This window comes from Candidatus Nitrotoga sp. M5, assembly GCF_927904885.1.
Taxonomy (GTDB): Bacteria; Pseudomonadota; Gammaproteobacteria; order Burkholderiales; family Gallionellaceae; genus Nitrotoga.
In genome coordinates, this window is the sequence record NZ_CAKMNW010000074.1 from 1 (window position 1) to 23,234 (window position 23,234).

At 48.9% G+C, this 23,234-nt stretch carries 25 protein-coding genes; 10 read left to right on the top strand and 15 right to left on the bottom strand.

Features of this window, described 5'->3' with window-relative positions:
* Window positions 1-114: 114 nt before the first annotated feature.
* Entirely contained in the window at window positions 115-729 is a 615-nt protein-coding gene (locus tag MJ770_RS13535) for a tyrosine-type recombinase/integrase (protein ID WP_239255318.1), read from the bottom strand.
* A 262-nt stretch (window positions 730-991) separates the two neighbouring features.
* On the opposite strand from MJ770_RS13535, the gene MJ770_RS13540 reads away from it, so the two are divergent.
* The 4 genes from MJ770_RS13540 (at window position 992) to MJ770_RS13555 (ending at window position 3,503) form a co-directional block, all read left to right on the top strand.
* Window positions 992-1,447, top strand: a complete 456-nt coding sequence (locus tag MJ770_RS13540) for a hypothetical protein (RefSeq protein ID WP_239255320.1) — start codon at window positions 992-994, stop codon at window positions 1,445-1,447.
* Window positions 1,448-1,523: 76 nt separating this feature from the next.
* Window positions 1,524-2,315 carry a DUF3800 domain-containing protein gene (locus MJ770_RS13545; RefSeq protein WP_239255322.1) on the top strand — a complete coding sequence of 264 codons (792 nt, stop codon included), beginning with the start codon at window positions 1,524-1,526 and terminating at the stop codon, window positions 2,313-2,315.
* A 76-nt stretch (window positions 2,316-2,391) separates the two neighbouring features.
* Window positions 2,392-3,114 carry a hypothetical protein gene (locus MJ770_RS13550; protein ID WP_239255324.1) on the top strand — a complete coding sequence of 241 codons (723 nt, stop codon included), beginning with the start codon at window positions 2,392-2,394 and terminating at the stop codon, window positions 3,112-3,114.
* Window positions 3,115-3,293: 179 nt separating this feature from the next.
* Window positions 3,294-3,503 (top strand): hypothetical protein, encoded by a 210-nt coding sequence (locus MJ770_RS13555; protein WP_239255326.1) that lies wholly within the window; start codon window positions 3,294-3,296, stop codon window positions 3,501-3,503.
* A gap of 298 nt (window positions 3,504-3,801) precedes the next feature.
* On the opposite strand, the gene MJ770_RS13560 is transcribed toward MJ770_RS13555, so the two are convergent.
* From MJ770_RS13560 to MJ770_RS13590, 7 genes are all read right to left on the bottom strand, one after another.
* A complete protein-coding gene (locus MJ770_RS13560; RefSeq protein WP_239255328.1) occupies window positions 3,802-5,781 on the bottom strand; it encodes a phage terminase large subunit family protein in 1,980 nt (659 codons plus the stop codon).
* A gap of 4 nt (window positions 5,782-5,785) precedes the next feature.
* On the bottom strand, window positions 5,786-7,219 hold the full coding sequence (locus tag MJ770_RS13565; protein ID WP_239255330.1) for a site-specific DNA-methyltransferase: 1,434 nt from the start codon (window positions 7,217-7,219) through the stop codon (window positions 5,786-5,788).
* Window positions 7,212-7,802, bottom strand: coding sequence for a hypothetical protein (locus tag MJ770_RS13570; RefSeq protein WP_239255332.1), 591 nt, complete (start codon window positions 7,800-7,802; stop codon window positions 7,212-7,214). Before MJ770_RS13570 ends, MJ770_RS13565 begins: the two co-directional genes overlap by 8 nt.
* Before the next feature lie 298 nt (window positions 7,803-8,100).
* Window positions 8,101-10,476: a DUF5906 domain-containing protein gene (locus MJ770_RS13575; protein ID WP_239255333.1), complete on the bottom strand. Its 2,376-nt coding sequence runs from the start codon at window positions 10,474-10,476 to the stop codon at window positions 8,101-8,103.
* A 394-nt stretch (window positions 10,477-10,870) separates the two neighbouring features.
* Window positions 10,871-11,101 (bottom strand): helix-turn-helix transcriptional regulator, encoded by a 231-nt coding sequence (locus MJ770_RS13580; protein WP_239255334.1) that lies wholly within the window; start codon window positions 11,099-11,101, stop codon window positions 10,871-10,873.
* Between the two features lie 96 nt (window positions 11,102-11,197).
* Window positions 11,198-12,040: a hypothetical protein gene (locus tag MJ770_RS13585; RefSeq protein WP_239255335.1), complete on the bottom strand. Its 843-nt coding sequence runs from the start codon at window positions 12,038-12,040 to the stop codon at window positions 11,198-11,200.
* Window positions 12,041-12,054: 14 nt separating this feature from the next.
* Window positions 12,055-13,332, bottom strand: a complete 1,278-nt coding sequence (locus MJ770_RS13590) for a tyrosine-type recombinase/integrase (RefSeq protein WP_239255341.1) — start codon at window positions 13,330-13,332, stop codon at window positions 12,055-12,057.
* Window positions 13,333-13,949: 617 nt separating this feature from the next.
* Here MJ770_RS13590 and MJ770_RS13595 point away from each other — a divergent pair.
* A complete protein-coding gene (locus tag MJ770_RS13595) occupies window positions 13,950-14,192 on the top strand; it encodes a helix-turn-helix domain-containing protein (protein ID WP_239255343.1) in 243 nt (80 codons plus the stop codon).
* Window positions 14,193-14,196: 4 nt separating this feature from the next.
* Entirely contained in the window at window positions 14,197-14,424 is a 228-nt protein-coding gene (locus MJ770_RS13600; RefSeq protein WP_239255345.1) for a hypothetical protein, read from the top strand.
* A gap of 313 nt (window positions 14,425-14,737) precedes the next feature.
* Here the strand turns inward: MJ770_RS13600 and MJ770_RS13605 are convergent, their stop codons facing one another.
* The 7 genes from MJ770_RS13605 to MJ770_RS13635 form a co-directional block, all read right to left on the bottom strand.
* A complete protein-coding gene (locus MJ770_RS13605) occupies window positions 14,738-15,076 on the bottom strand; it encodes a hypothetical protein (protein WP_239255347.1) in 339 nt (112 codons plus the stop codon).
* A 21-nt stretch (window positions 15,077-15,097) separates the two neighbouring features.
* Window positions 15,098-15,274, bottom strand: a complete 177-nt coding sequence (locus MJ770_RS13610; RefSeq protein ID WP_239255349.1) for a hypothetical protein — start codon at window positions 15,272-15,274, stop codon at window positions 15,098-15,100.
* Between the two features lie 78 nt (window positions 15,275-15,352).
* Entirely contained in the window at window positions 15,353-16,465 is a 1,113-nt protein-coding gene (locus MJ770_RS13615; RefSeq protein WP_239255351.1) for a tyrosine-type recombinase/integrase, read from the bottom strand.
* Window positions 16,466-16,471: 6 nt separating this feature from the next.
* Window positions 16,472-16,948 (bottom strand): helix-turn-helix domain-containing protein, encoded by a 477-nt coding sequence (locus tag MJ770_RS13620; RefSeq protein ID WP_239255353.1) that lies wholly within the window; start codon window positions 16,946-16,948, stop codon window positions 16,472-16,474.
* A gap of 8 nt (window positions 16,949-16,956) precedes the next feature.
* Window positions 16,957-17,553 (bottom strand): hypothetical protein, encoded by a 597-nt coding sequence (locus MJ770_RS13625; RefSeq protein WP_239255355.1) that lies wholly within the window; start codon window positions 17,551-17,553, stop codon window positions 16,957-16,959.
* A 10-nt stretch (window positions 17,554-17,563) separates the two neighbouring features.
* Window positions 17,564-17,806 (bottom strand): helix-turn-helix transcriptional regulator, encoded by a 243-nt coding sequence (locus tag MJ770_RS13630; RefSeq protein WP_239255357.1) that lies wholly within the window; start codon window positions 17,804-17,806, stop codon window positions 17,564-17,566.
* A gap of 151 nt (window positions 17,807-17,957) precedes the next feature.
* Complete coding sequence (locus MJ770_RS13635) at window positions 17,958-19,202, bottom strand: hypothetical protein (protein WP_239255359.1); 1,245 nt, start codon at window positions 19,200-19,202, stop codon at window positions 17,958-17,960.
* A 178-nt stretch (window positions 19,203-19,380) separates the two neighbouring features.
* Between MJ770_RS13635 and MJ770_RS13640 the strand changes: the two genes are divergently transcribed.
* The 4 genes from MJ770_RS13640 to MJ770_RS13655 all read left to right on the top strand — a co-directional run bounded on the left by MJ770_RS13640 (window position 19,381) and on the right by MJ770_RS13655 (window position 23,063).
* A complete protein-coding gene (locus MJ770_RS13640) occupies window positions 19,381-19,890 on the top strand; it encodes a restriction endonuclease (protein WP_239255361.1) in 510 nt (169 codons plus the stop codon).
* Window positions 19,891-20,400: 510 nt separating this feature from the next.
* Entirely contained in the window at window positions 20,401-20,850 is a 450-nt protein-coding gene (locus tag MJ770_RS13645; RefSeq protein ID WP_239255363.1) for an Hsp20/alpha crystallin family protein, read from the top strand.
* A gap of 977 nt (window positions 20,851-21,827) precedes the next feature.
* Window positions 21,828-22,331, top strand: coding sequence for an Hsp20/alpha crystallin family protein (locus MJ770_RS13650; RefSeq protein WP_239255365.1), 504 nt, complete (start codon window positions 21,828-21,830; stop codon window positions 22,329-22,331).
* Window positions 22,332-22,655: 324 nt separating this feature from the next.
* The gene (locus MJ770_RS13655; protein ID WP_239255366.1) at window positions 22,656-23,063 is read left to right on the top strand and encodes a hypothetical protein; all 408 of its coding nucleotides are present in this window, start codon (window positions 22,656-22,658) and stop codon (window positions 23,061-23,063) included.
* The last annotated feature ends 171 nt before the right edge of the window (window positions 23,064-23,234 follow it).

Genomic DNA, 23,234 nt, shown 5'->3' on the forward strand with positions numbered 1-23,234 from the left:
TGGCACGCAGCACTCATAGCGCCATGCTACCGCAAAGCGGCCATAGGTGGAATCCGGCTGAGATATGGCGCACGAGAGGGCGACTGACCGGAAGGCCAGCCGCAAACTCATTGGTTATATCTCAGTTTGTTCAGAAATCTCCAGTGCATCGTCAACCTCAATCCCCAAATATCGCACGGTACTTTCCAGCTTCGAGTGCCCCAACAGCAGCTGTACTGCCCGCAGATTTTTGGTTCTCCTATAAATTAGAGTGGCCTTGGTTCGGCGCATCGTATGCGTGCCATAAGCCGTAGGGTCAAGGCCAATAGAGGCAACCCATCTGTGTACGATTCTGGCGTATTGCCGCGTTGAAATATGAGGAGAGTTCTTCAGGCGACTTGGAAATAAGTACTGTTCCAATTTGAGATTGGCCTTGGCAATCCAAGCAGACACTGCGTTTCTGGTATCTTCCGTTAGCTCAAATTGCACAGGCCGTTGCGTTTTTCGTTGAACGACAATCGCCCGCGATAACATCTGATTGCCGTGGGTAACATCACGAACCCGTAGAGCAACAAGATCGCAGCCACGCAGCTTGCTGTCGATGGCTAAGTTAAACATCGCTAGATCACGGATACGTTTGCTGAGTTGCAGATGGATACGGATGGCCCAGATGTCCTTCAGTCTCAGCGGTGGCTTCTGCCCGATCAGTTTGCCTTTATTCCAGGGTTCACGGGATTGAGAGGTTTCCATTTCAGACTCCTTGTTAATTGAACGGAATCTGATTCTGCGGCAGGGATTTGCTTCTGACGGCGTCCGCTTTGGAATACACTCACGTTATGAGTGCTGTGTGCCATAAGGAGACATTCGCACCCGTCTGTACTATTATGCATATGCGGAACAATAAATTCGGGTGGCTTTAATAAATCAATTGGTTACCGAAAATACGCATTCCACACTATTTTTAATAGTACAGACCGGTGGGTCTGGCTAATAACTGTTGGGGCTCACCACAATGACACGTGCGGCTCGTGAAGTACTTGAAGATTGTCGAGGTGCAATTGACGAAATCAGCGGTGGCATACAAGGTCGCGCCTGGCGGAGGCGCTGGGTCGCCGCAGTTGTTCTTCTTCGAACTGTTGGCTATGTCCTCGCAAAGATCGACGTCAACATCAGCCCCAAATACAAACTCGCGATCGAAGCCGCGTGGAGCCAACTCAATCAATCAAAGCCGAAGCCACAAATTTTCTGGGAGTTCATAGACGCAGAGCGGCACAACATCATTCACGAGTACGAAGTTGGTGCCGGGCAAGGAGCGACGGTGCATCTCGGGCAAAACAAGCCCACCGAGCATCACTATCTTGTTAACACTGGGCCATTCGCGGGGCGTGATCAACGCGATGTCCTGCGCGAGGCAATCGCATGGTGGGAGGCATACCTAGATGGCATTGACCACGAGGCTACCCCGTGAGCCCCAACCCGGCAGTCAACCTGACCTCGCGCAATAAGGCCGCGCGAGGCAGGTTACTTTTACGTTAGAGTACCGCATGCACATAGCTATCGATGATACTTATGGACCAGAGAACGACACAGAGTCAAAATTCGTTACAGGAAAACGTCGTACTCATGTTGCGGTAGTTTTTCCAGACGAAGATGCAGGTTATATTCGTGAACAAATAACTAACTGCTTAGATGAAATTGAAAAGCAAACTGGCGTGCTGGCTAAAGAGTTTCATTTTGTTGATATCTATAACAGGAATAATCCTTGGAATAAGCTTCCAGAACAAATGAACCTTATGCTTTTTGAGTTTTTTGCTGATATATACGCTCGTTACCGATGGCCAGTGTATATTCAAACAATCGATGATAGAACCATTGCCGACCACGACTTTAGTCTGTTTCCACAGAATATTGAACGCCTCGATATTTCGAAACGTGAAGATTTGTCATTATTATTATTGCTGCTTAAAATTAAGATCGCGCATAAAAGTAAACCTTCACCAATAAACATCTTTTTAGACGAGGGAAAATGTAAACCTGGATTAAGTATTGGAAAAGAGATCTTCCATGACTGGAACGAGTCATATCAGGGGAATTATTGTTCTTCAGGATCTGAGCCTCTTTTGCAGATCGCTGATTTTCTTGCTTATTCAATCAATAGATCAACACATTTATCCACAAAGAAAAATCGTACGGTTATAGATAATTGGTTTATTAGCCTTATCGGTAGCATGCAAATTAACTCGTCTGATATACAGCGCACTATACTTCCAGAAGATTTCGGTGTTGAAGATCTGGACGAATTTCACAGTAATGATAGAAAAAATAAAGGGTTGTAATACTCTAACAAACGCGTCAATCAGGACGCTCGCAAGCTCGCGCCTATTACGCGGGCGTTGGGCATTAAGATAAAAAATGGCTGATCGATCTCAACTTTATAAATACAAAGGCAACCGATGTAGTAGTTGTGGTTTGTCTGTAGAGGCAATGGTGACGCGCCACGGAACATTCAATCGAATGTTCCAACTCCACCATGTTGACCCGGATGCAAAACATACTTCATACGAGAAGCTGATGAAGCAGAGGTTATCGCTCGAGCAAATCGAAGAAGTGGATAAATGCACGCTGCTGTGTACACAATGTCACGCAGTAATCCATGCTCAAGAAATTACGGCGAAGCTAGAGCTTTCAGTAGAAATTGGACAAAGGAAAGTCTCACAATGCTTTGACGGCTGGATAAAGGCCGACATCTTAGACAAGACTTTCACATTTGTAACCAATCAAAGATTTCTATTGAAACCATGCGAGGTGCGCTTTGGAACAAAGGATCCTATTGAACTTTGTGTCATCGAAATTGAAAAGGACGGCAATTTGTTAGACTGGCTACAAAATATATCGCAATATAAATTCGTTGAAATTTTGGCACGATCAAATCGTCAAGTTCTCATGCAAATTGAATATGCTGGCGAAAGAAAAGCAAAGATTACGCAAGCCATCGGGTTTCCCGTAACGGCAATTAACATGTCTACTCAAGAGGACGGCGCAAATGATATCTGGATGCGTAATGGGGTGGTCTTAACAAAGGCAGGAAAAATACACACAAGCGGCACCCTTTCTTATTGCTGCGATTTAATATAAAAATGATGCCCAACCCGGCAGTCGAGAGGGGCTGCGCGCTTTTGCGCAGTCCCTCACTTTTACGTTGAAGGTCTGATTTCCGGAAAGTCGGATGGCCGGTATGTGTCGGCTGCTGCCCATCGCAGTTTAGGGAAGCGGTCACTCAACTCATCACCGTCCATTCAGCGTCTGCAAACTGCATGACACCTGCCATTCGCCAGTGCCACCCTCAACGGCAGCAAAGGCCGAAAAAGCGGACGGTCCTGGCGAACAAAATGACCGTTTCCAATGTGTCGATTTTCGTCGGTCACTATCGCCTGCTCTCGGCAGTTCAATTTCAAATTGCGAAGGTAAAATATCAAAAGCGGATGGAGCAACTGACAGCTTGTGTCAGATCAAAGTTGAGCTAATGACTATACATAAATCGAAAGGCAAGCAATTCGACGGTGTCATTATCGTCCGCTAGAGCCTTCATGTCGACAAAAGTCTTCTCCCGACCTTCGTTCGAGTGGGCCGACGAGGTCCCCTACTATAGAACTCGCAAGATATTGCCTGTCGCCCTTGCGGGCGCAAAGGTCCACTTATTGATGCTAGGGCCATCCTAGGTGTCCTATTTTGGATAGGTCACTAAGTCTGATTTCTGTGCCGCTGTATAAACTAAATAATTATTTATATCACACTCACCCTGAACCATTCTTACTCTCAATCTCATCCCCGGCGCAGCCCGCCCACAGATATCCGTCCACCCGCTATGGCTGTTCTGCCAGGACTGGTTGGATTCGGTGTGATAATTTTATCTGGAAGTTCGTTCAATCCGGCTATTTTGTCTGAGTCTGCAACAAGATTGGAAGGCTCTGAGTTCTGCTGCTCCAGCATTGCCTCCAGCCTTTTCCAATAACTGGGATCCGCCTTTCCCTGCCGGGTACGACCGATCATGATTTCCCGATGTGCACCCACTGCCCAGGCGTAGACCAGCGTATCCAGCGGTTCGTTACGTCTGAAGCGTGTGCCTTTCTTCTGCACATAGCGCCGGGCTTCCGGATCATATACTTCGGATAGCAGCCCATCGAAATATTCCACCTCCAGCCCTTGACCAAACTGAAACGCCCGGTCTTCCGGGGCGCGGTCAGTATCGCTGGCCAAGGCGCCATAAATAAATGCCTTGCAATATTCGGTACCCACGTTCCATAACCCGAATCCGCCGCGTGTGATTTTGCCGCGGCGGGTCTTGTCAGGGTAACTGGGCGAGGAGGCAATCGCCTTACCCATGCGGGTAGTGCTGCCCTGCCCGGCAAATACCGGTACCTTGAGGCCGGGTCGTTGCACAAAGTTGCGTACCTGTTCACCCCGGTGTCCTCGGCTGTCTATCAGCGCCCCCCGGTAACGCATCGACCTTGCAAAGGAATTCAACAGAGGCGTGTTGAGGTAAAGCTCCAGTTCATCCCATACCTCCAAGCGGGTGGTGTCACCCTGAATCTCGTGCCAGTCGATGATGCGGTGACCGGATTCACTCCAGCCCAGCACGGTGATTGCCAACCACGAATCCTGGGTATCGATCCCCACGGTCAGTGCCAGGATTCCAGGCGGGATGCTGCGCAATGCCATATCGTCCACTCGGCGCAGCAGATCATTCGACTTGAGGCTGCTGGTCTGGTCCTCCCACGGCTCACCGAGATCGGTGTTGATAAATGTTTTGAGGGTGGGAATGTCCTGTCTTGCCAGTACAAATTGCTGCGCCAGGTCGAGCCAGCTCGGTCCCAGTCCTATAGGGGCATACAGTGCGCTGAGATGATAGCCACGACGTCTGTGATCCGGATTTTCTGCTTTCCACACTCCGCCTGCAAGCATCGCCGGCTTGTGGTGTTCCTCCAGGCAAGTCCCGCAGTGTTCGCACTCATACCACACCAGTTCCGCTGCCAGGTTCCATTTCAGATTGGTCCATTTCAATGACTGCCCTTCCCCGCATGCTGGGCATGGTACATAAAACTTTCGGCGATCGCTGGCCTGATACTCGCGTTCGATCAGGCTGGCATCCTTCACCGTCGGGGTACTGATCAACAATAGCTTGGAACGGGAGAATGCCTTCAGCCGCCCCCGAGCCAGCCCAACCGGATCGCCTTCCTCGCCAATCTCGGACGGAAAGCGATCGAGATCGTCCATTATCAGATTGCGCACGGACTTTTGCGCATAGCTGTTGGGACTGTTGCCCCCGGCCAGAAACAGTATCCCCCCCGGGAAATCGATCAGGTCCTTGCTGTTCGCCGCATCTCGACTGCGCAGTCCACCGAGGATATCGCGCACGCATTCCGTCTCAGTCAGCATCGGGTTGAGTTTCTGCACCTTCCAGGAATCGCGACTTTCCAGGGTCGGCATCAGTACCATGGTCGGTGCCGGTGCATGGTCCATGATGTAGCCCAACCAGTTCACGGTGGCTTCCGTCACCCCGACCTGGCTCGATTTCATCACCACGATTTCTGATATCGGGGAAGTAACCGACAGGCAGTCCATTATCTCGCGCAGGATGGGATTGCGCGCGGTTTTCCATTTGCCGCGTTCACCGGACTGCTTGGACGACAGCACCCGGTGGCGGTCGGCCCACGCCGACACCGTCAAGCGGTCGGCCGGCTTGCAGGCAGCCGCCAGGCGGCGGTAAAGATAGGAACGGTCGTGGGTCAGTTTGACTGCCATTGGCCTACTCCGGGAACGGTTGGCCGCTGGATTCAAGAATGGCTCGCATGTTAGTAAACTGCTGCCAGCGCCGAATGATGACGTCTACATAGCCGGGTGAAAGTTCGGAAAGGCGTGCCTTCATCCCCAGACGCTCACAGGCCATTAACGTCGAGCCGCTGCCCCCGAACGGGTCGAGTACAATCTCTCCTCGCTTTGCGCTGTTGACCAGCATGCGTTCGATCAATGCGACAGGCTTCATGGTCGGATGGATGTCATTTCTGAGCGGCTTGTCTTCGGTGATTACGTCCGGCAGTAACTCCTCTATCCTGGCCTCGCCCTCCACAACCAGGACGCTGGTACCCAGCTGAATCTCCCATAGTCCGTCAGGTCTGCGGGTAAACGGACTTCCCTCAAGGTGCTGGACGGTAGTTTTTTTCCGGCCACCGTACCAGCGATGCGCAGCACCCGGTTTCCAGCCATACAGGATCGGCTCGTGCATCCACTGGTAATCCGAGCGCCCCAGGACGAGCGCGTTCTTTCTCCAGATAAGACAGCCGGATAGTTTGAAACCATTCTGTAAAAACTGCTCGGTGAAGTTATGACGCTCGGTTTCGGAATGAGCAACGTAAATTGCCGCACCCGGCTTCATCACGCCCCAGGCGGTACGGTAGAAACCTCCCAGGAACTCGCGGAAGCTGGCATCATCCAGATCATCATTGAGAATCCGGTCTGTGTTTCTCTGCTTGCCTGTTTTATTCCCAGTCTTATTTCCATTCTTGCCTTTGTTCTGAAACTCAGCACATGCGCCATAGGCGACGTTATAAGGCGGATCGGTCCAGCAGGCATCAGCAAGCTCACCCTGCATCAGCGCCTGCAGGTTGGCGGGGGCAGTACTGTCGCCACACGCCAATCGGTGCAATCCAAGTATCCAGATATCCCCCAGAACACTGACCGGCTCCACCGGGAGCGCCGGTGCGTCGTCCGGATCTTTCTCGGGAACTGGGTCGGCAAGCAGATCAGCCATGAAGTCCGTGTCAAATCCGATCAAATCCAGCTCGTATCCGTCGTCGCGCAGATGCTGCAACTCGTCTGCCAGCAGTTCAAGATCCCAGCCGGCATTGAGGGCAATCTGGTTGTCCGCCAAGATATAGGCACGTCGCTGAGCAACCGTAAGTCCGGCCAAGCGCAAGCAGGGCACGACATTCAGCTGTAAGGTGCGCGCCGCCAGAACCCGGCCATGTCCGGCAATAATGCCACCGCTTTCGTCGACCAGTACCGGATTGGTGAAGCCGAACTCGCGGATACTCGCCGCAATCTGCGCAATCTGTTCAACGTCATGGGTGCGGGCATTGCGGGCATACGGGACCAGATTGTCCACCGGCAGTCGTTCGATCTGGTCGTACAGGCGGGGTTCAATCTGGGTGCCGATGCGTGATTCATTCATTTGTTCAGTCATTTCTGGTTCCCGGATTGAGTGTGCGTCGTTGCATGGTTTCAGCCATTTCCAGCTGGATCTCTTGAGCCATCTCCCGAATGGCCGTGTGGGTATCATTAAGGGTCGTAATGGGGTAGACGATAGGAGCAAGGCGGTCGGCCAGGTTCTCCAGGTGGCTGCTCAAGGTGGTGCCAAAGTCTCGCAGCACGAAGTCGACGTCTTCTTTGGCGATAAGATTGCCGGCCATTTTGTCACGTGCCATTTCCTCCTGGTCCGCCTGGGCAGTTTTGATACGGGCTTCGCTGATGGCCCGCACACGGCGTGCTTTTTCCAAGCTGAGATCGGCGCCCGGGCTGACATTGCCCCCTGACATACCAGCCACGCCACCCCATGAAGGGGATGCACTTTTGTGTTCGCGCTGCTCGGCATGATAGTCGGCCACTTGCGGGCGATCCCCTTGTGTCGCTTGTATGCGTGCCAGGGATGCCTCGACATTTACCCGATCACCCTCCATGACCAATCGCCCGGCCTGTTTGAGGCGGGTGATGTAGCCTTTGTCGTGGCCCAGGCGCTTCGCGAATTGGGATTGGTTTTCCAGCGTCAAGATGGGTTCCTTTCTTTCCACTGGATTTTTACGGGAGTTTTTACGAACCTTTGGGTAACAAACCTCCTACTCCACTTATTCCACGCATTCCACGGAGAGTTACAGGTGTGTAAGAGAGAGGACAGAAAGGCCCGCATGAATATCGAACATATACACCCGCATCTGAACAGGTACATGCCCGCGTCCCCGAAAACGCGCGCCCGCCTGCATGGGATCGTGCCGTACAATCCGTGGAATGAGTGGTGGTGAGGCATGACGGCCGATTTTGCCGTGGCACACCCCGTGGAGTGGAGTGGAATCATGAGGTGACCTCGACCATTTTTGTAAAAGCAAAATAGCAGGCCGTCAGCCAATCCTGCTTGGTGGAATGGTTCTCGCGTGCAAGATCGCTCCTGCCATGAGCAGCCAAAGCTTTGTCACTGGGGATGGCCATTTTGCGGCTTTTCGGACTTCGCCCATGAAGGGTGTCCCAAGTCGCCTGCGATTTGCCGACTATCCATCCGGGTTGTTTGGTGAAGAAATTGAGGAACTGATTGGTCGCCCGCGGTCTAGATTCTCCATTGCGCCGGCACCAAAATTCGTAGACGCGGTACAGGTCCATGCCAAGGCAGGGGCAAAATGGTACAGCTTCTCCATTCTTGAGTTCCAGCTCTCCGGAACGCCATTCGTTATAGAAGCGTTCTTCGCTGCCCAAGCCCAGCTGGATCAGATCCTGCTTGCTTTGCGTCATCGGCGGTCGGGTCCAGGGCTTGAAGTCGCCCAGGTCCAGATTCAACAGGTAGTGATGCAGCGCTTCAACTCCACCGTTCTGGCGTTCTTCCTCTACGGCCAAATAATATTCCTTGTCGCAAACGGAAGGCACCCAGATCACACAGTATCGCCGGTCGTCAATCTCCAGCACGATCGGCATTTTTTCGTTAGAGAGGAACGCGATGTTCATGTGATTGGCTTCTTCATGCGCGGTTACGTTCTTTGGATTGACGCGTATCCGGTTGCCCGTAATGAAACCCTTGAGGCGGTTTTTAATGTGGAACATGTCCTGCCGGGCCAGCACTTCGTCGGCCAGGACAAAGAGTTTCTTTTGGGCCCAGTCAGCGTTGAACCGGTCCTCAATTGCGGTCTGGTCCAACACTTTCGCGTAAGGACCGAAGATACGCATGTAGCTCTCAAAGAATAGGCTCTTTCCAGTGCCCTGCCCCCCATGCATCACAATGGCACTTTGCATTTTGGCGCCGGGGTGCTGTATCGGATAGGCAAGCCAGCACAGCACCCAGGGGTACACTTCGCTGCAGTTGTGTTCACCGCTGCACAGATATTGCAGCAAGGCGAGCAAGGCGGTACATTTCCCTTCGCGTGGTTCGGTGGGCCAGCCGCCCCACATGTTGCAGGTGACCAGGGGATCTGATTCTCCCGGATCGAAGCCGACGTTTTCCATCCTCACCACGCGACGGTCTGGTCGCAGCTTCCATTCCCGCCAGGCGTGATCCGGACAGATATCCAATACATCCGCTTTCGGTACCAGTCCCCGGTGCTCATTATCGAAGAAGACGCCGCCCCCGTTGTAAATAAGCGCATAGCGTGCACAGGCCTCATCGACAGATAAAAGCGGTTTCAGATTGAGGGACTTGCCTTCGCTACCCGCTAAGTGGGTATTTTGCTCATTTACTTCGGGAGCTTGCCATTTCAAATCCCGCAGGCGCGTTTCAATCTGGCTGCGGACGGCGTGTAATCCTTGGAGGGCGTGTAGGTCGTTGAAGTCGGTGATTTTGTTGCCGCCACGGTCACTGGCAAAACCGGGTGCCACCCATGCCCCACTCACGGCCAGAGCGGCAGCACTCGCCAGGGTGATACCGGGATTGCCGTCGGTCAGGTAGTCATCGTCGGCACAGACTAGAAACTTTGCGCGGGTGTAGGCTTTACGCAGAGTAGTAGCGACATGAATCAGGTTACCGGCGTCAAATGCGACAGCGACCGGCAAGTTGGTCGCCTGGTATAGACTGGCCGCAGTGGCATAGCCTTCGGCCACCAGGCAGATCCAGACAGGTGAGCCGCCGATCAAATGGTAATGTCCCTGCTTGGAAAGGCCGGCGGGAAAGTACTGCTTTTCGAGTTTGTTGCCGCGATTCTTGCCGCGAATGATTTGTAGGCCGTGCACTTTGCCGTATGCATCACACATGGGCACGACTACGGTGCCATGACCGTTAGGATCAAAACGTACGCCGTGTGCCGCCACCCCTTTGCGATTAAGGTAGTCTGATTCACCGCTAGGTACATACGCTTTCCATACCCGGGATGCGTCATGTGCCGCGCGTTCTGCCTCGGCCGAACGAAAAGCTTTCATGCTCTGCGAGTTTTCCTCGTGGCGGGCCTTCATCGCCGCTCGCAGTGCGGGGTCAGGAACCAGCGGCTTGAGCTGCCCCTTCTCGTCCCGACGGTTAAGCCTGACCGTCTGTTTGCCGGAATCGTTGCCTTGATAGATGCCATAGGCACCGACCAGATACGCCGCACCGTCAATCATGACTTCATTCAGCCAGAACCATCCGCGCTTCTCGCGATCACCATTTTCTATAAAGACGCGTACCGGTTTGGGGGTGTTTACTGAAAGATTGCCCTTGATGAGCAGACCATGGGAGCGGATCTGTTCCGCAACGTCGTCGTAATTGGCGTAGGTCATTTCAGGCACCTCCGTTTGTTCAGGATCGCAATGCATGGCCGTGAACGAATTCTCTGCCAGCAATAGATGGTCTGTCTGATTCTGTTGTAATGCGTTGACAATGAAGTATTGCCACACCCTGGCGGCAGATCGAGGTTCGAATTACCCTCATGTGCCAGAGCGCCAGAAGGACCCGTGACCGGGTGGGTGGTTTGCAAACAGGGGGGCAACTGCGCGGCCAGATTGGAAAAGCCGCTGCCACTCCTGTGGGGGGCGGGGAAGACGAAGGGTCCAAGTTGCCATGACCGAGGTGTGAACGGGCCAGCGGAACGACAGATGCTTATAAATCCACTTCCTTGCCTTCTGCTAAACAGCCTTTCCATTTTGGGGTGAAGGTGAATCATTTTGATTCCACTCATGACGACAGAACTTTACGCAGTTCGCCGACATTCCATGCGGTTAAGCGTTCGGACAGTTTCCGAGGTTTTGGAAGGGTGCCACGCTTGACCATGCGCCAGACGGTTGCCGATGAGCAACCGAACAGGGCCTGAACTACGGGTTGCCGCACGTTCGCGGCATCAGGTAGGGAATCGAAGTTTTTAAGAGCATCGGGGATTGTGCTCGAAGTAGTGGTACGTTGTGCCATGATGTGCGCCTTGTGTAAGTAGACGCACATCTTCCGTTATTTAATTTATGAGCTGGCCGCGAACGGAATTTATTTTCCGTTCGCGGATTTACTTTCTTATTTTACACGCCTTAGAAGAGCATCTGGAATTTTACTTAATGCAGTTCTAATAGCGTCTTCACTTACAGGCGTCTCGTTATCAACGGTCATACCAGCAATATTTTTGGGAAGACTTTTAGTATCAGGCTTTAATTTTAGTTGTTTTAAAAGTACGTCGATAATTATTAATAAAGTGGTGCGTTCATTTTGGGCTAGAGGCTTTTCTGTGCTCGGGTTGGTTAGGCTAATAGACTCTTCATAACGTTTTAACGCTTCCAGACGAATTACGAAACTCGCGTGCTTAGGAAAATCAATTGCATTATTGGTGCCAGCAAACATACTAACCGTTCCCAAGCCATAGCTTTTAGGAATATCAATTTTTTGCCTTAAAACTTTTTGTATACAATTGAACTGTCCATTCTGTTCAACTATAAGTGGACGATTATGTGACAACTTAATATTTTTTTTATTCACTTTTCTGGAATATTCAGCCCGAACTGCTTCGTATTCACCAAACTTCAATGGCAAATCAAAAATTCCTTGTATTTTCTCTAATTTTTTATTGCCTTTTTCGATTTTTAGATAGTAAGCATCCTTTGGAGCTTTTAAAATTAAATCTTTCGGGATGATAGTTTCTTTCGATTCATCAGCAATTGCGACAATAGAAGCAGACCTTGCAGCTGTGGGTATAGGTAGATCAACAGAAAGTTTCAAATCTCCATCGAGTGCCAATTTCAAGACTTCAGACTCATCTATTTTTTTTTTTAGTATAATTGAAATTTTTTCTGCAGCCTTTTCCAGAGTAAACCATTCGCTGATTTCAGACGGAGCACTTATTTTTGTATTATCGTTTAGACTCATGCTGCGTTCCTTATTCAAATAATATTATCATTAATATCAGTTAGTTGAAATTCCAGTTGTTCGCCCAGTAGTCGCCAAGCTTCACCTTGTTCAACTTCAAGTTTTTGGCGTTGATAAATCCTGACGAGTTTATTTTGTTCAACGTGGTTCAGGCATTTTTCAATAACATCAGGGCGTACACCTAGAATGCCCATAGTTGTTGCCCCTGTGCGCCGCAAATCGTGTGAGGTCCATTTGCCGCCAGGCAGTTCCAGTGCATTAGTATGTAAGCTGCGGCATTTCATAGGAGCTTTATCTCCGCGTTGCCTGTCCCCGATTTGTTTTGACAATGATTTTTGGCAAACATGCATGTCAGGCAATCTTCCGGGAAGCACCCAACGGCTATTACCAGACAATATTTTCAGCTCTTTAAATTGTTGAATTGCAAAATGGGAAAGGTAGATTGTATGCGCTTTTGAATTCTTTGCATTTTCGGGTGGGATACGCCAGATCCCGCCATCAAGGTCAATGTCTTTCCAGGCGGCGCGGCTTATTTCACCAACACGGCAACACGTAGAGAGCATGACCCAGATGGATGCCACGCTTGATTTTGCAAGTTTTGCCGTCCTGAGCTTTTCGGGCAGTGATTTAATTTCAGCCTTGGTAAGTATCCGTTCCCGCTCTGTCTTCTTTCCGAAATCATCACGTTTTAGTCGGTATGTAGGATCATTTTCCATGATTTCTCGTGTGATTGCGTAGCCGAACATCTGGCGTAAGTCTCCAAGTAGATTCCGAGCAATAATACGCGCGCCACGCTCTACAACGCTATCCAGAACACTTACAACCATAGCCCGCTTTATATCCTTGACGGGTATTAATCCCAAGGTAGGGAATACATCCTTCTGAAAACTACGCCTTACTTCCGCTCCCTTATCGTGGCGATCTGCCAGCTCGCGTTTTTCCCAACTATTGAAAAGCTCAAGTACGGTCAGGCGTGTTCGACTAGCAGCTTTTTCGACCGCCTTTTCAATTTCTATACGTTCAATATTTTTATGTTTTTCCTCCACAGGATCGATGCCGCTGATACGTTGTATTTTTAATTCGGCAGTTTTAAGGCGAGCATCATTCAAGGAGCAGGATGGATAAGCGCCTAGGTCTAACCATTGAGTTTTTTTATCTGGATCTTTGTAGCGGTAAAGCCAATTTTTTCTTCCTGATGGGCGAATTCGAAGATATAGCCCTTTCCCGTCATTGAGGAATAAATCCGGACCAGCAGTTTTTCCGGACTGAATTTGTCTGTCTGTTAGAGCCATGAGGACCTCCTAATTGGTGACACTTTGGTGACACTTTTGCATGAGATTAGGAGATATGTTATGTTCCATCATGAAACATTGCAAGCACTATTTTACATTATAAACAATTAGTTAATGATACGTTACGAGAGGTTATGAGACGAGGTGATATGGGGAATTAACTAACTACGAACCAAGGGGTAGGGCGTTCGAATCGCTCCGGGCGCACCAGTACAGACAATGGCTTACAGCTTAACGGTTGTGAGCCATTTTTCTTTTTCCAATTCATGGGTACACCCATGGGTACACCAGAAAATTGCTAGGCGCTTAAAACAGCTTCAGCAATTCCCATAGCAACACCATCAAACTCTTCCATTGACTGCTCAGTCAGGCGCTTGCAACAAACCCTGCAAGCCTCGCACCTTCACTATCGCAGTTGTATCGGATAAAGCGCAGAAGGCGATGAACCTGCTTTCTGCCAATAGCTCCATTCCAACTGCATCGCAATGCGTTTTGTTTTTTTAACGCACCGAACAGCGTCCATTTTTTCGCTTTACAAAACTCTATTACGCATACTCGACACTAATCGTTAATTAGCATATATTGATCGACATCAAGTAATAATTACTAGGTTCATTATGATTAGCTGCCGCCTTTCCACCATCTTGGGCGCGAAGCGTCTCAAAGTTTCCGATGTATGCCGGGCAACAGGTATTGCGCGCGCCACGATTGACCGCTACTACTGCGACAAGGTCAACAGCTTTGACCGCGAGGTGCTATCCAAGCTATGTGATTTTCTGCAAGTAAAGCCTGGTGATCTGCTTGTGGTAGTGGAGCAAGGGAAATTGTTTGATACGAGTTCAATTCTGCTAGAGGAATAAAGACATGACCGAACGCGAACTCAAACTATTGCTCAATGCCAATGCCATCAAGCGCATCCAATTGCATTACGCCGTCATGTCGCAAGGCTACACGATCATCGCCGACGGCAAGCCGCTGGAAACCAGCAAGCGCGAAACGCGGGAATTCAAAACGCTGGATACCGCTGCCAAGTTTCTGTTCAAGATCGGCGTGGCGGATTTTGCAGTGAAGTTGAACACGCATGCGGGGTAAGTCAACATGATGGGATGCCTTCGGCGTACTGCCAGTTTATCCCTCGTCATCTGACGATCCGTCGTAGAGAATTTGGCCGGTCAACCTTGAAAAAACCATCACTCGACTACTCCGCAGTGCCAGTATTCCATCTTCCCAAGGTACATAGACATACCAGCAAGGCTGATCTGTATTGATGCAGTAGATGCGGCAGCTATCCGGTCTCTGGCTGTAACATTTGAATTGCCCGCTATGAGGAGTTAACGCCCGCGCTACAATCGCCAAGGCGCGCTGCTTGGTGGTGGGCGGGATTTGCTTGATGGTTGCTGATCCCTCAATGCAAAATTGCCGGTGGCTCGTCGCCTTCCCTCTTGGGTAGCAGGTATGTAAATCGGTCTTTAACTTCCGTAAAATAGCGGAACGCGACTACTCCAATTGCCCGTTTTTTCTTGGAAATGCTCTTGGGCATGATCTGCGGTTGAGCTGCCCACATCCCATGCCTCGTTTCCAGTTTAAACACGCACGTATCAATTGCATAGGACGATGCACTTATGCTTCCGTACTTGTCGAGGATCACATTCATTTGGCGCATTTTTTCAGGCCAAAACCTCCATGCTCCAATGATCGCGAACACAAAATCAGCCTCCGATGCCAACGCCGCTGACTGGATCATCTGTGCAGACCGGTCTTTAACTTACCCGCTGCCAGTCTGAATCATCACCGGGATGACTTCCTTGGTAGTCAGGTTGCCAACGAACGCCATCGGCTGAAGCTTTTCACCAGCCTCCAGAAACCCCCGCGCTTTGTCGATCAACTGACTGATGATGTCCATGTATGCTTGCGGTGGATTACTAATAGGTGCCTCGATCATTTTTTCCTTATATTTTGCAAGCTTCAATCTCGGCGTGGATGAATTTGTTACTTGCCGGTCACAGTTTAGCACTCCAGTTTATTTGACCGGCATATCTATTCCAGCAGCGCAGAATTTCTTGAATACTGCTTCCGCAATTTCGTTGGCATCCGATAGCATGGCCTGTTGCGGTATTGCCAAGTCCCGTATAATTTCGCCCTGACGCTGACACGCAACTTCGCCATAACTCAAAAAGGTCGTCAATACTTTTTCATGGCCTAGGTTCTGGCTCCAAGCCTTGAATTGTTCAGGGGACTTGCAGACATCCTGGCCGAGTTGCACAAGCGTATTTCTAAAGCTGTGTGGGTTGAAATATGTCAATCCAGCATTAACGAAGGCATCGCGGAATATCGTGCGTATAGGCGAAGCAGTGCTCCAGTGGGCGCGCTCCAGTCCATCCACTTCAAACTGGCGAGACACACCCAGCGCAATGCGCGTTGCCGGGAAAAGCGGATCGTCATTGCCCCATAGTTTCTCTTCCCGGAGATACGCCACCCACCCCGCCACAATCCCGCGAATATCCTCACCCACCGGAAAAAAAAACGTGTTGAAAGACTTGCTGAATTTCGTCTTAACTTCGCGCGCATCCTGATTGACGCTGTTCGCGATTAGATCAACATGCTTTAGCTTCATCGAAGCAATGGCGCTATCCCGCGCGCCAGTCAGCAGTGTGAATGCGACAAGAGCGCGGTTGCGGCGCTCAATATCTGAATAGGTCGGCATCGCATTGATGACGTGCTTGACCTGTTCCAGTGTCGGCGCTTTTTGTTCGCGTTGCGTCGTGGCGATGCGAGTGTCCTTGCCGGAAAGATTGAAATACTCAACATCATCATACTTCAACCTGGACTTGTAGCCAGGTTGCCCAGCCAGCCAGTGAAAAAAGCGTTTGAGTTGTGTGAGTGTCGCGTGCAAGGTTGATTTGCTCAACCTCTCCCCGGACTGTTGCCCATTTTGTTCGGCAAGATGCCTCTTGAATGCAATCGCCTGCTCAGAGTGGAATGCCTTGAAGTCTTTGTACTTGGTGTGGTCTTCAAACCGTGCCAGCGACTTCGCAGCGGCATCCACTGTTGGCTCACTATTACGCATGGCCTCTTTCAAAAAGGCGAAATACTTGCGCTTAATTCGTTCATTATCTGCATTGTGTTTTGTCATGATTTTTTACCCCTGTTTCAAGTCACTGTTCACGCTGGCTTGATTGCTATCAACTATGTGTTGCAGTGCTTGCGGCAACGAGATATCCATTTTTCTGCGAATCAGCTCCAGCTTAGCCAGACTGACACGCTGATTCATGATCGTGTCGCAGTCCGGACAGATAGCGACAAGGTTCAAAATTTTGTCGTTTACGAAATTGCAGTCAGCCATATCACCGGCTGGCACTTTAGGCGCGCGACAACGGACACAATAGATTTCGCCCGGCCTGCACGTCTGTTTGTTTTTTGTTCGCCTTGCTTGATGAAAAGCAACAAGGTCGCGGCCAAGGATTAGCATGGGTCGCTTGTCATTGATGGTTGACAGTCCGGCCTTGATCCATGCGCGCACCGTGCCCTTGTAAACAACGTACAGGCTGGCAACTTCTTCCACGGTGTAGCTGCGATGTATCTTGGCGAGATTGGGGTTATGCAGGCGTTTTTTCATGATGACTATCAACCCCCGCTTGCTTTGGCATAATCCTCCGCCGTGCAACTCTCGGCAGCTTCATATTCTGCCAACCATTCGGCATTTCCATCTGAATTGGCTTCAGTAGTAATTCTCTTCACTGGTGGCTGGATTTGATTTTGCATTTTTGTACTTGACTTCACTAAGGACTCGCCCCCACCTCGACGGGGTAGTCGCGAGGTACTCGACGGGGTACTCGAATCTTCATCATCCACGGCCTTTGCAGGGCGATTACGCTTGCCATTTGTTATGGCAGAACCACGTTTCCCTCCGTTGCTTTGCTTACTCTTCCGGTCTTCCAAGTGCGCCCGATAATTCTCCAACTCAGGGCTGATAATGAAGCCGTCCACAACTTCAAAGTACGACAACACGGCAGCAAGCGAACCGGTAACCTCGCCAACGGACAACCCTAAAACTTTCGCCAAGTCGTTGTGATTGTGTGGAAGCCGCACATTTACCCAACACTCAAGGCGCATCGTGTAGAGCAAGCCACGATCTTGTAGCGTCATGGTGCGGAATGGTAGCTGCGCCAAGATGGTCGCCGCATATTCTTGGTAAGCCGGTGCATCACGATTTTGGCTCATCAAGGACCTCTTACGCGGCAGTCTTGCGTACCGCTTCCAGCTTCATCACCAGTGCGCGGATTTCCTTGTCGGTCTTTCCGGCAATACGCGCCGCGTTGATTGCTGCCACTTCGCTAGAAGGCCAGCCCACCGCCCGCGCACCGAGGCTGATGGGCTTTGTCCATAGCCCTTGAGCAATGCGCAGATAGATCGTTGAGCGGGAAAGACCAGATTCAGATTTAACGGCGGGAAGCCGAAGGATTTGTTGCGACATGTTGGCACCTCTTGGGCGGTTGTTGAACATATCGTAACTTTGCTAGAGCATTAAAGGCTTTCAAGAGATTGTGAATTTTTTGCGGAACCAGCGTGGATATTGGCGCGTAGCCATATTTTTATAAAAACTTTCGCCGAAAGTTTGAAAGTTTTTATCCCAGCACTACGTTGGAGAGTGCTTTCTTTACGGTTGCAGGATCGAATGGTTTCTTGCCTCCTCTTTTCATGAGGCCGACCTTCTTTAAGGCATCGGCTACTTTCCGGGCCAATATATCGCGCTTTGTCAGTAATGTTACATCTTCCTTTATAAGCGCTCTCGCAAAGAATCGAGCTGGCGTAAACCAAGGGTATTTAGGGTCTGGATCATCGGGGTTTTGAATGAGCCAAGGCTTTTCGTCATTCCCAAAATTTGTGGCATTCTCGATTAAGGGTTTAGGTGCTCTCGACGGAGCGTTTTCGTTTAGTACATCAGGGAGTACAACCTCGAAATCCTCCGCCTCTATGGCTCTCACATAAGACATGGCGAACAGACCCGTTTCGAGAGGAGGAAATGATCCCATCTCCGAAAAAATTGCTTCCGTTCCTCCAAAGATCGGATGCATATCCATCAGGCGCGACTCAGCAATTTTTGCACGGATAAATGCTATGGGCTTAATTCCACGCTGCTTACTCCAGCGCTCGATCAGCGCATTCCCGGTAATGTATCTCTCATCTGGTTGAAAATTTAAGACGTCTTCCTCCCTGAACCAGCAAGCCATGAGCGGTGCAATATAGTCTTCTGTACCTGTGTGGTAACCGTAGAAAAACTTGGGCGGAGGGCTCAGCTCATTGGCATTGGTATAGGCCGATATACCGCCATGCTCTGTCCCATAAAAAATCCAAGCGGCCAATTCTTCTGGTATCGCATTTAAACGGTCAGCCAAAAGCTTCATGGCCTTCGGATAGGCGACATATTGGAAGGAGGCTGCCCCTGTTGCAGCCGGCCCCCCAGTCAATCCATCAATATTTACCTGCTCTGGAATATGGTGGCTCTGTACCTGTCTTCCCAGCTGCTCCATCCGGCCAAGCTCCTTCCGTAATTCATTTAGCCGAGTTTCTTTTTGCGCCAAATCGCTGGCCGTCGGGGTGGCGGCTTTTTCCCATTCCCTGATCTGATTTTCGAGCGCATCTTTCCGGCAAAATAAATCCCACCAATATTGTCGTTCTAGTTCAGTTGCCGGATCGTGCCGGTAATCCCATTGCGCGGCTACGCTGCGCCGCTGATCTGGACTCCAAGCGTCCCAAGGCATGGGTCTGAAATCTCGCTCGATGCGCTCCTGCGCTTCGCGGGGAATGGCCGACAACGGCTTGTCAAACCACTTCTCAAGAGCAAGGATCAGCGAATCAAACTCACACATGTGGATTACCGCCTTGCGTATTGCATGGAATGGGCACATGACAAAGTAACGATCTGGGGGAATAGTGCCGTGCCATGTGTATGCTCCTTGGGTTGGTGGTATTAATCGTTAGGATTATGCTAGACATTACAGTGCATCACTGCACATTCGCATTAAAATTGGCCTTTTAATGATAGTTATGGCGACCTTCGTAACAGCCATGCTGCTCATCAATGAACAGAAAGCGACCGTAATTGTAGAAAAGCTTTCCTACGATTCAGTGGGCGAGACATACGACATCAGCATCTTCACTCAAGAAAAATCGAAAGAAAATTTCAGCAAGGCGATCAAAGTTGACCGCCATATTTATGATTATGTCTTCACCGATTCAAAGAGCGAAAGCAACTTTGTGAAGGAGCTGGATACCAGCTCTGAAGTGGTTGTGTATGCCAAACTGCCTAGAGGATTTTTCATACCCACCCCGGTCTGCAACTACAACCCGGACTGGGCCATCGCCTTCAAGGAGGGGGCTGTGAAGCACGTCTATTTCATTGCAGAAACCAAAGGCTCAATGTCCTCGATGGAATTACGCGAAATCGAAAAATCGAGAATCGAATGCGCCCGAAAGTTCTTCACCAAAATCACTTCCAGCCAAGTGAAATATGACGTGGTAGATAGCTACGGTAAGTTGATGGAGTTGGTGAAGTAAGTCTTGTCAGCATGCGGCTGTATCAGTATCAACTCTGACTAGTTCATCTGACTACAACCTGCCAAAACCGGACAAAACAACTTACCTGTACTGGGGCAGCTCCCACGCGACTGCGCCATTTATGTTTCTATTAGATCACTACACAAATCCATTTATGGGTTAAAAATGACCCAGTAGTGGGTCAACCCATACCAATTCCTTGATTATCAACGTTCCTCAGGCAATAAACCGCCTGAAACATTTACATATGTGGGTGCAATATGACCCACCCCCCCCCCAGCTTTACATACAAATAAATTATTAATCAATACGTTAATTAATTTCTCCCACCTGGCACGGCATATGCTTATTAATAACTGAATACGGCACATTAAAAGCGCCGAAATCACGGCTTTTACAGAAAAATGAGATGGCGGGCGATGGATGAATATTATGCAGATCAAATCGAGTCTGACCAAAATTTATTCGCAGTAGTTAAATTAATTTTACTCACTTTAATGGAGATAAATCATGATGAATATTATTCCGCACTCCCCCTTGTTTAGCAGTATTGCTCGTAGCGATCCATTCACAAATATTGATGAATGGTTCAAAGGGTTCGGGATACGCCAGTTTCCTTTGGAAACAGAAACTCCTTCCCTGATCAAAATTGATGTAACCGAAAATGATACGGCCTATACAGTGCGCGCAGAAATTCCCGGGATGAAGAAAGAGGACGTCAAAGTGCAAGTGTATGGCAATCGTGTTTCCATCAGTGCCGAAACCAAGCAGGAAAAAGAGGAAAAGGAAGGCGAAAGGGTCATTTGCCGCGAACGCTATCAAGGATCAAGCTATCGGAGCTTTACTCTAGGTAGCGATGTGGACGAGAGCAATGCCCAAGCCAAATTTGAAAATGGTGTACTGGAATTAACACTACCAAAGAAAAATGGCAAAACGGCCAAACAGCTCGAAATTAATTAACTGTGTCAGTTTTCTATAAAAAAAGAGGGATTATATTCGAGCCTTTACTCTGTTTCTAACGGCTCGATTAACAAGATTCATGCTGGGGACAAGTGCTGTCCGTCAGATGTGTCATCACAACCATAACATGATGAACGAGAAAAAATTATTCTTACAGATAAAGATATTGCCATGGAAATAAAAAATATCTGCTCCTAATTTTGCACCTTATCTGAAGATATTCAGGTCAACAAAGTAAATCTTGCGATAACAGGATGATACCCAGCGATATGGGTGAGTAGGAAACGATGCGAAAACTGGCTGTTCCAAAAAATTTTTTTAACTGATACTAAAGGACACTATTTACCATTGCCAATAGTCAATGAGAGTGGCGGGTTGATCGGGACTCTTACTTCGGATGATTTATTAAGGTTGTTATCGAAAGCATTGCTTAAACTTTCTAAACTTGTGAGAAATGAGCAACAAAAAACAAGAAGTCGTCATTAGTCAGACCTGTATTTAATTTCGATAAAGAAAACTGTGCGGACACCCTTACAAATTACCATCCGCAATGTTGAACCTTCAAAGGCTCTGGATGCACGTTTACGTGACAAGACGGCAAAAATCGAACAATTTATCAACCATACCACGCCCTATTATGGTTGGGTCGCCACATATACATCATCAGGGCAAACAGTTTCAAGTACGAGCCAACATTGGTGTGCTCGGCAATTTTTTATGAATTAGTGCTCATCTGTGATCATCACAAGATGTTTATGTTGACTTGCACAATGCGTTTGATGCCGCAAAATATCAACTTGAAGACTACGCGCGTATAACGCGTGGGGATATCTTAATTCACGAGACGAAACGCTTGGAAGAAAACGGCAAACGGTTGCTTTACTGAGCTGTATAACCACAGTTTTTAATTGTCATAAAAACAAGTGAATTATCATAAAAACAAGTGCTAGTTTTAAAATCGAAAAAGGAGCGTGGAAATGCTGGATTCATTAAAACAGGCAGGGAGAAATATTGGACATGGGCTTAGTCGAACATGGGAGAGCCTTGCGGAAGGCTGGCGCGAACTATTCGGACGATGCAACGAGGCGCTTACCCATTTTTCTCGGAGCGAGGATAAGGAACAGGAAACAGGCACTCCCCTATCTACCTTACCCCATTGGAGCCTGTTAGCCGGAGAAGTTGAGGAAACAGACAAGGAGATAGTGGTGCATTTAGAGATTCCGGGAATGGAAAAAGAAGACTTCCGCATAACAATCGAGAACAACATGCTCTACATCTCCGGAGAGAAGCACTTTGAACGCGATAGAATCGATAGTGTCTACCACACCATGGAACGTGCCTATGGAGCTTTCCAGCGCACTATCCCCCTGCCTCGTAATGTAGATACAGACAAGTCCGAAGCGAGCTACAAAAATGGGGTGATGACAATTCGTTTGCCGAAAGTTGGTGTGGAAAAAGTTAAAAACATTACATTAGCATGATGTGTAAAAAGAAAATATCACACCATTTGCCAGACGTTAGTTGCAGTGCTGCAAATATTTATTACTTAAATTTTTGACAAAAGGACCCAAAACTTAACATAAATGGATAAGGCTGTTCAATTGCTCAAGGTATCCAAGGAGTCGATTCAGTTCATAATGACATTAAGATCCTTTAAAACAACTAAGGAATTGATTTTTATCTAATTTCTTAAATCTGTTATTTGATGTGTCGAAAAGTGACTTCGTTTACCCTATTCAAAAAGCTTTATACCTGACAGCCTGCCTGACTTAAGGGAAATCGTCTGAAAAAATCCAGGAGATTGAATGGAACGCACCCGCAAGCCAAGCAGTTTTCCCGATAAGTTAATTACATATCAAAATGTTTATGACAACAGAATTGTGTTGACACTTAATGAACAAGGAATGATTCAGGACTATAACATTCCCAACGTTGATCTGTTCGGTTGTCGACGTGGTGCATCAGTTTGGGGACATATTTCTGAACTGATGCCAGAATTTTCCTTAATCAATCTGATGCGTGATGGCCAGATTAATCCCAACTTACGTTTTCGTTGCCATATGGGCCATAGATTTAAATTGATAGGTTTCGGCGGTAAAATTTTCGACGTTAAGTTATTTATCCAAGTTAAAGAAAACCAAGATCAACGTTACTTGCGCGTCATGATTTTTCCATGCGAAATGGGGATTAATGCTATCGATAGCAACAGGTAATGAACTGGTCAGCAATAGAAAGCTCTCCTGTCAAAGTGCACAAACTTATTTGTGACGCGCCTGATTAGCCAGTTTTTCCTCTGAAGGAGACTCTAGCAGGCTGCTGAAAAAGGCTCATATGTAGTAGTTCAGACTTAATCTGACAGTAAAGTCTTGCCAAAGGGTGGGGTT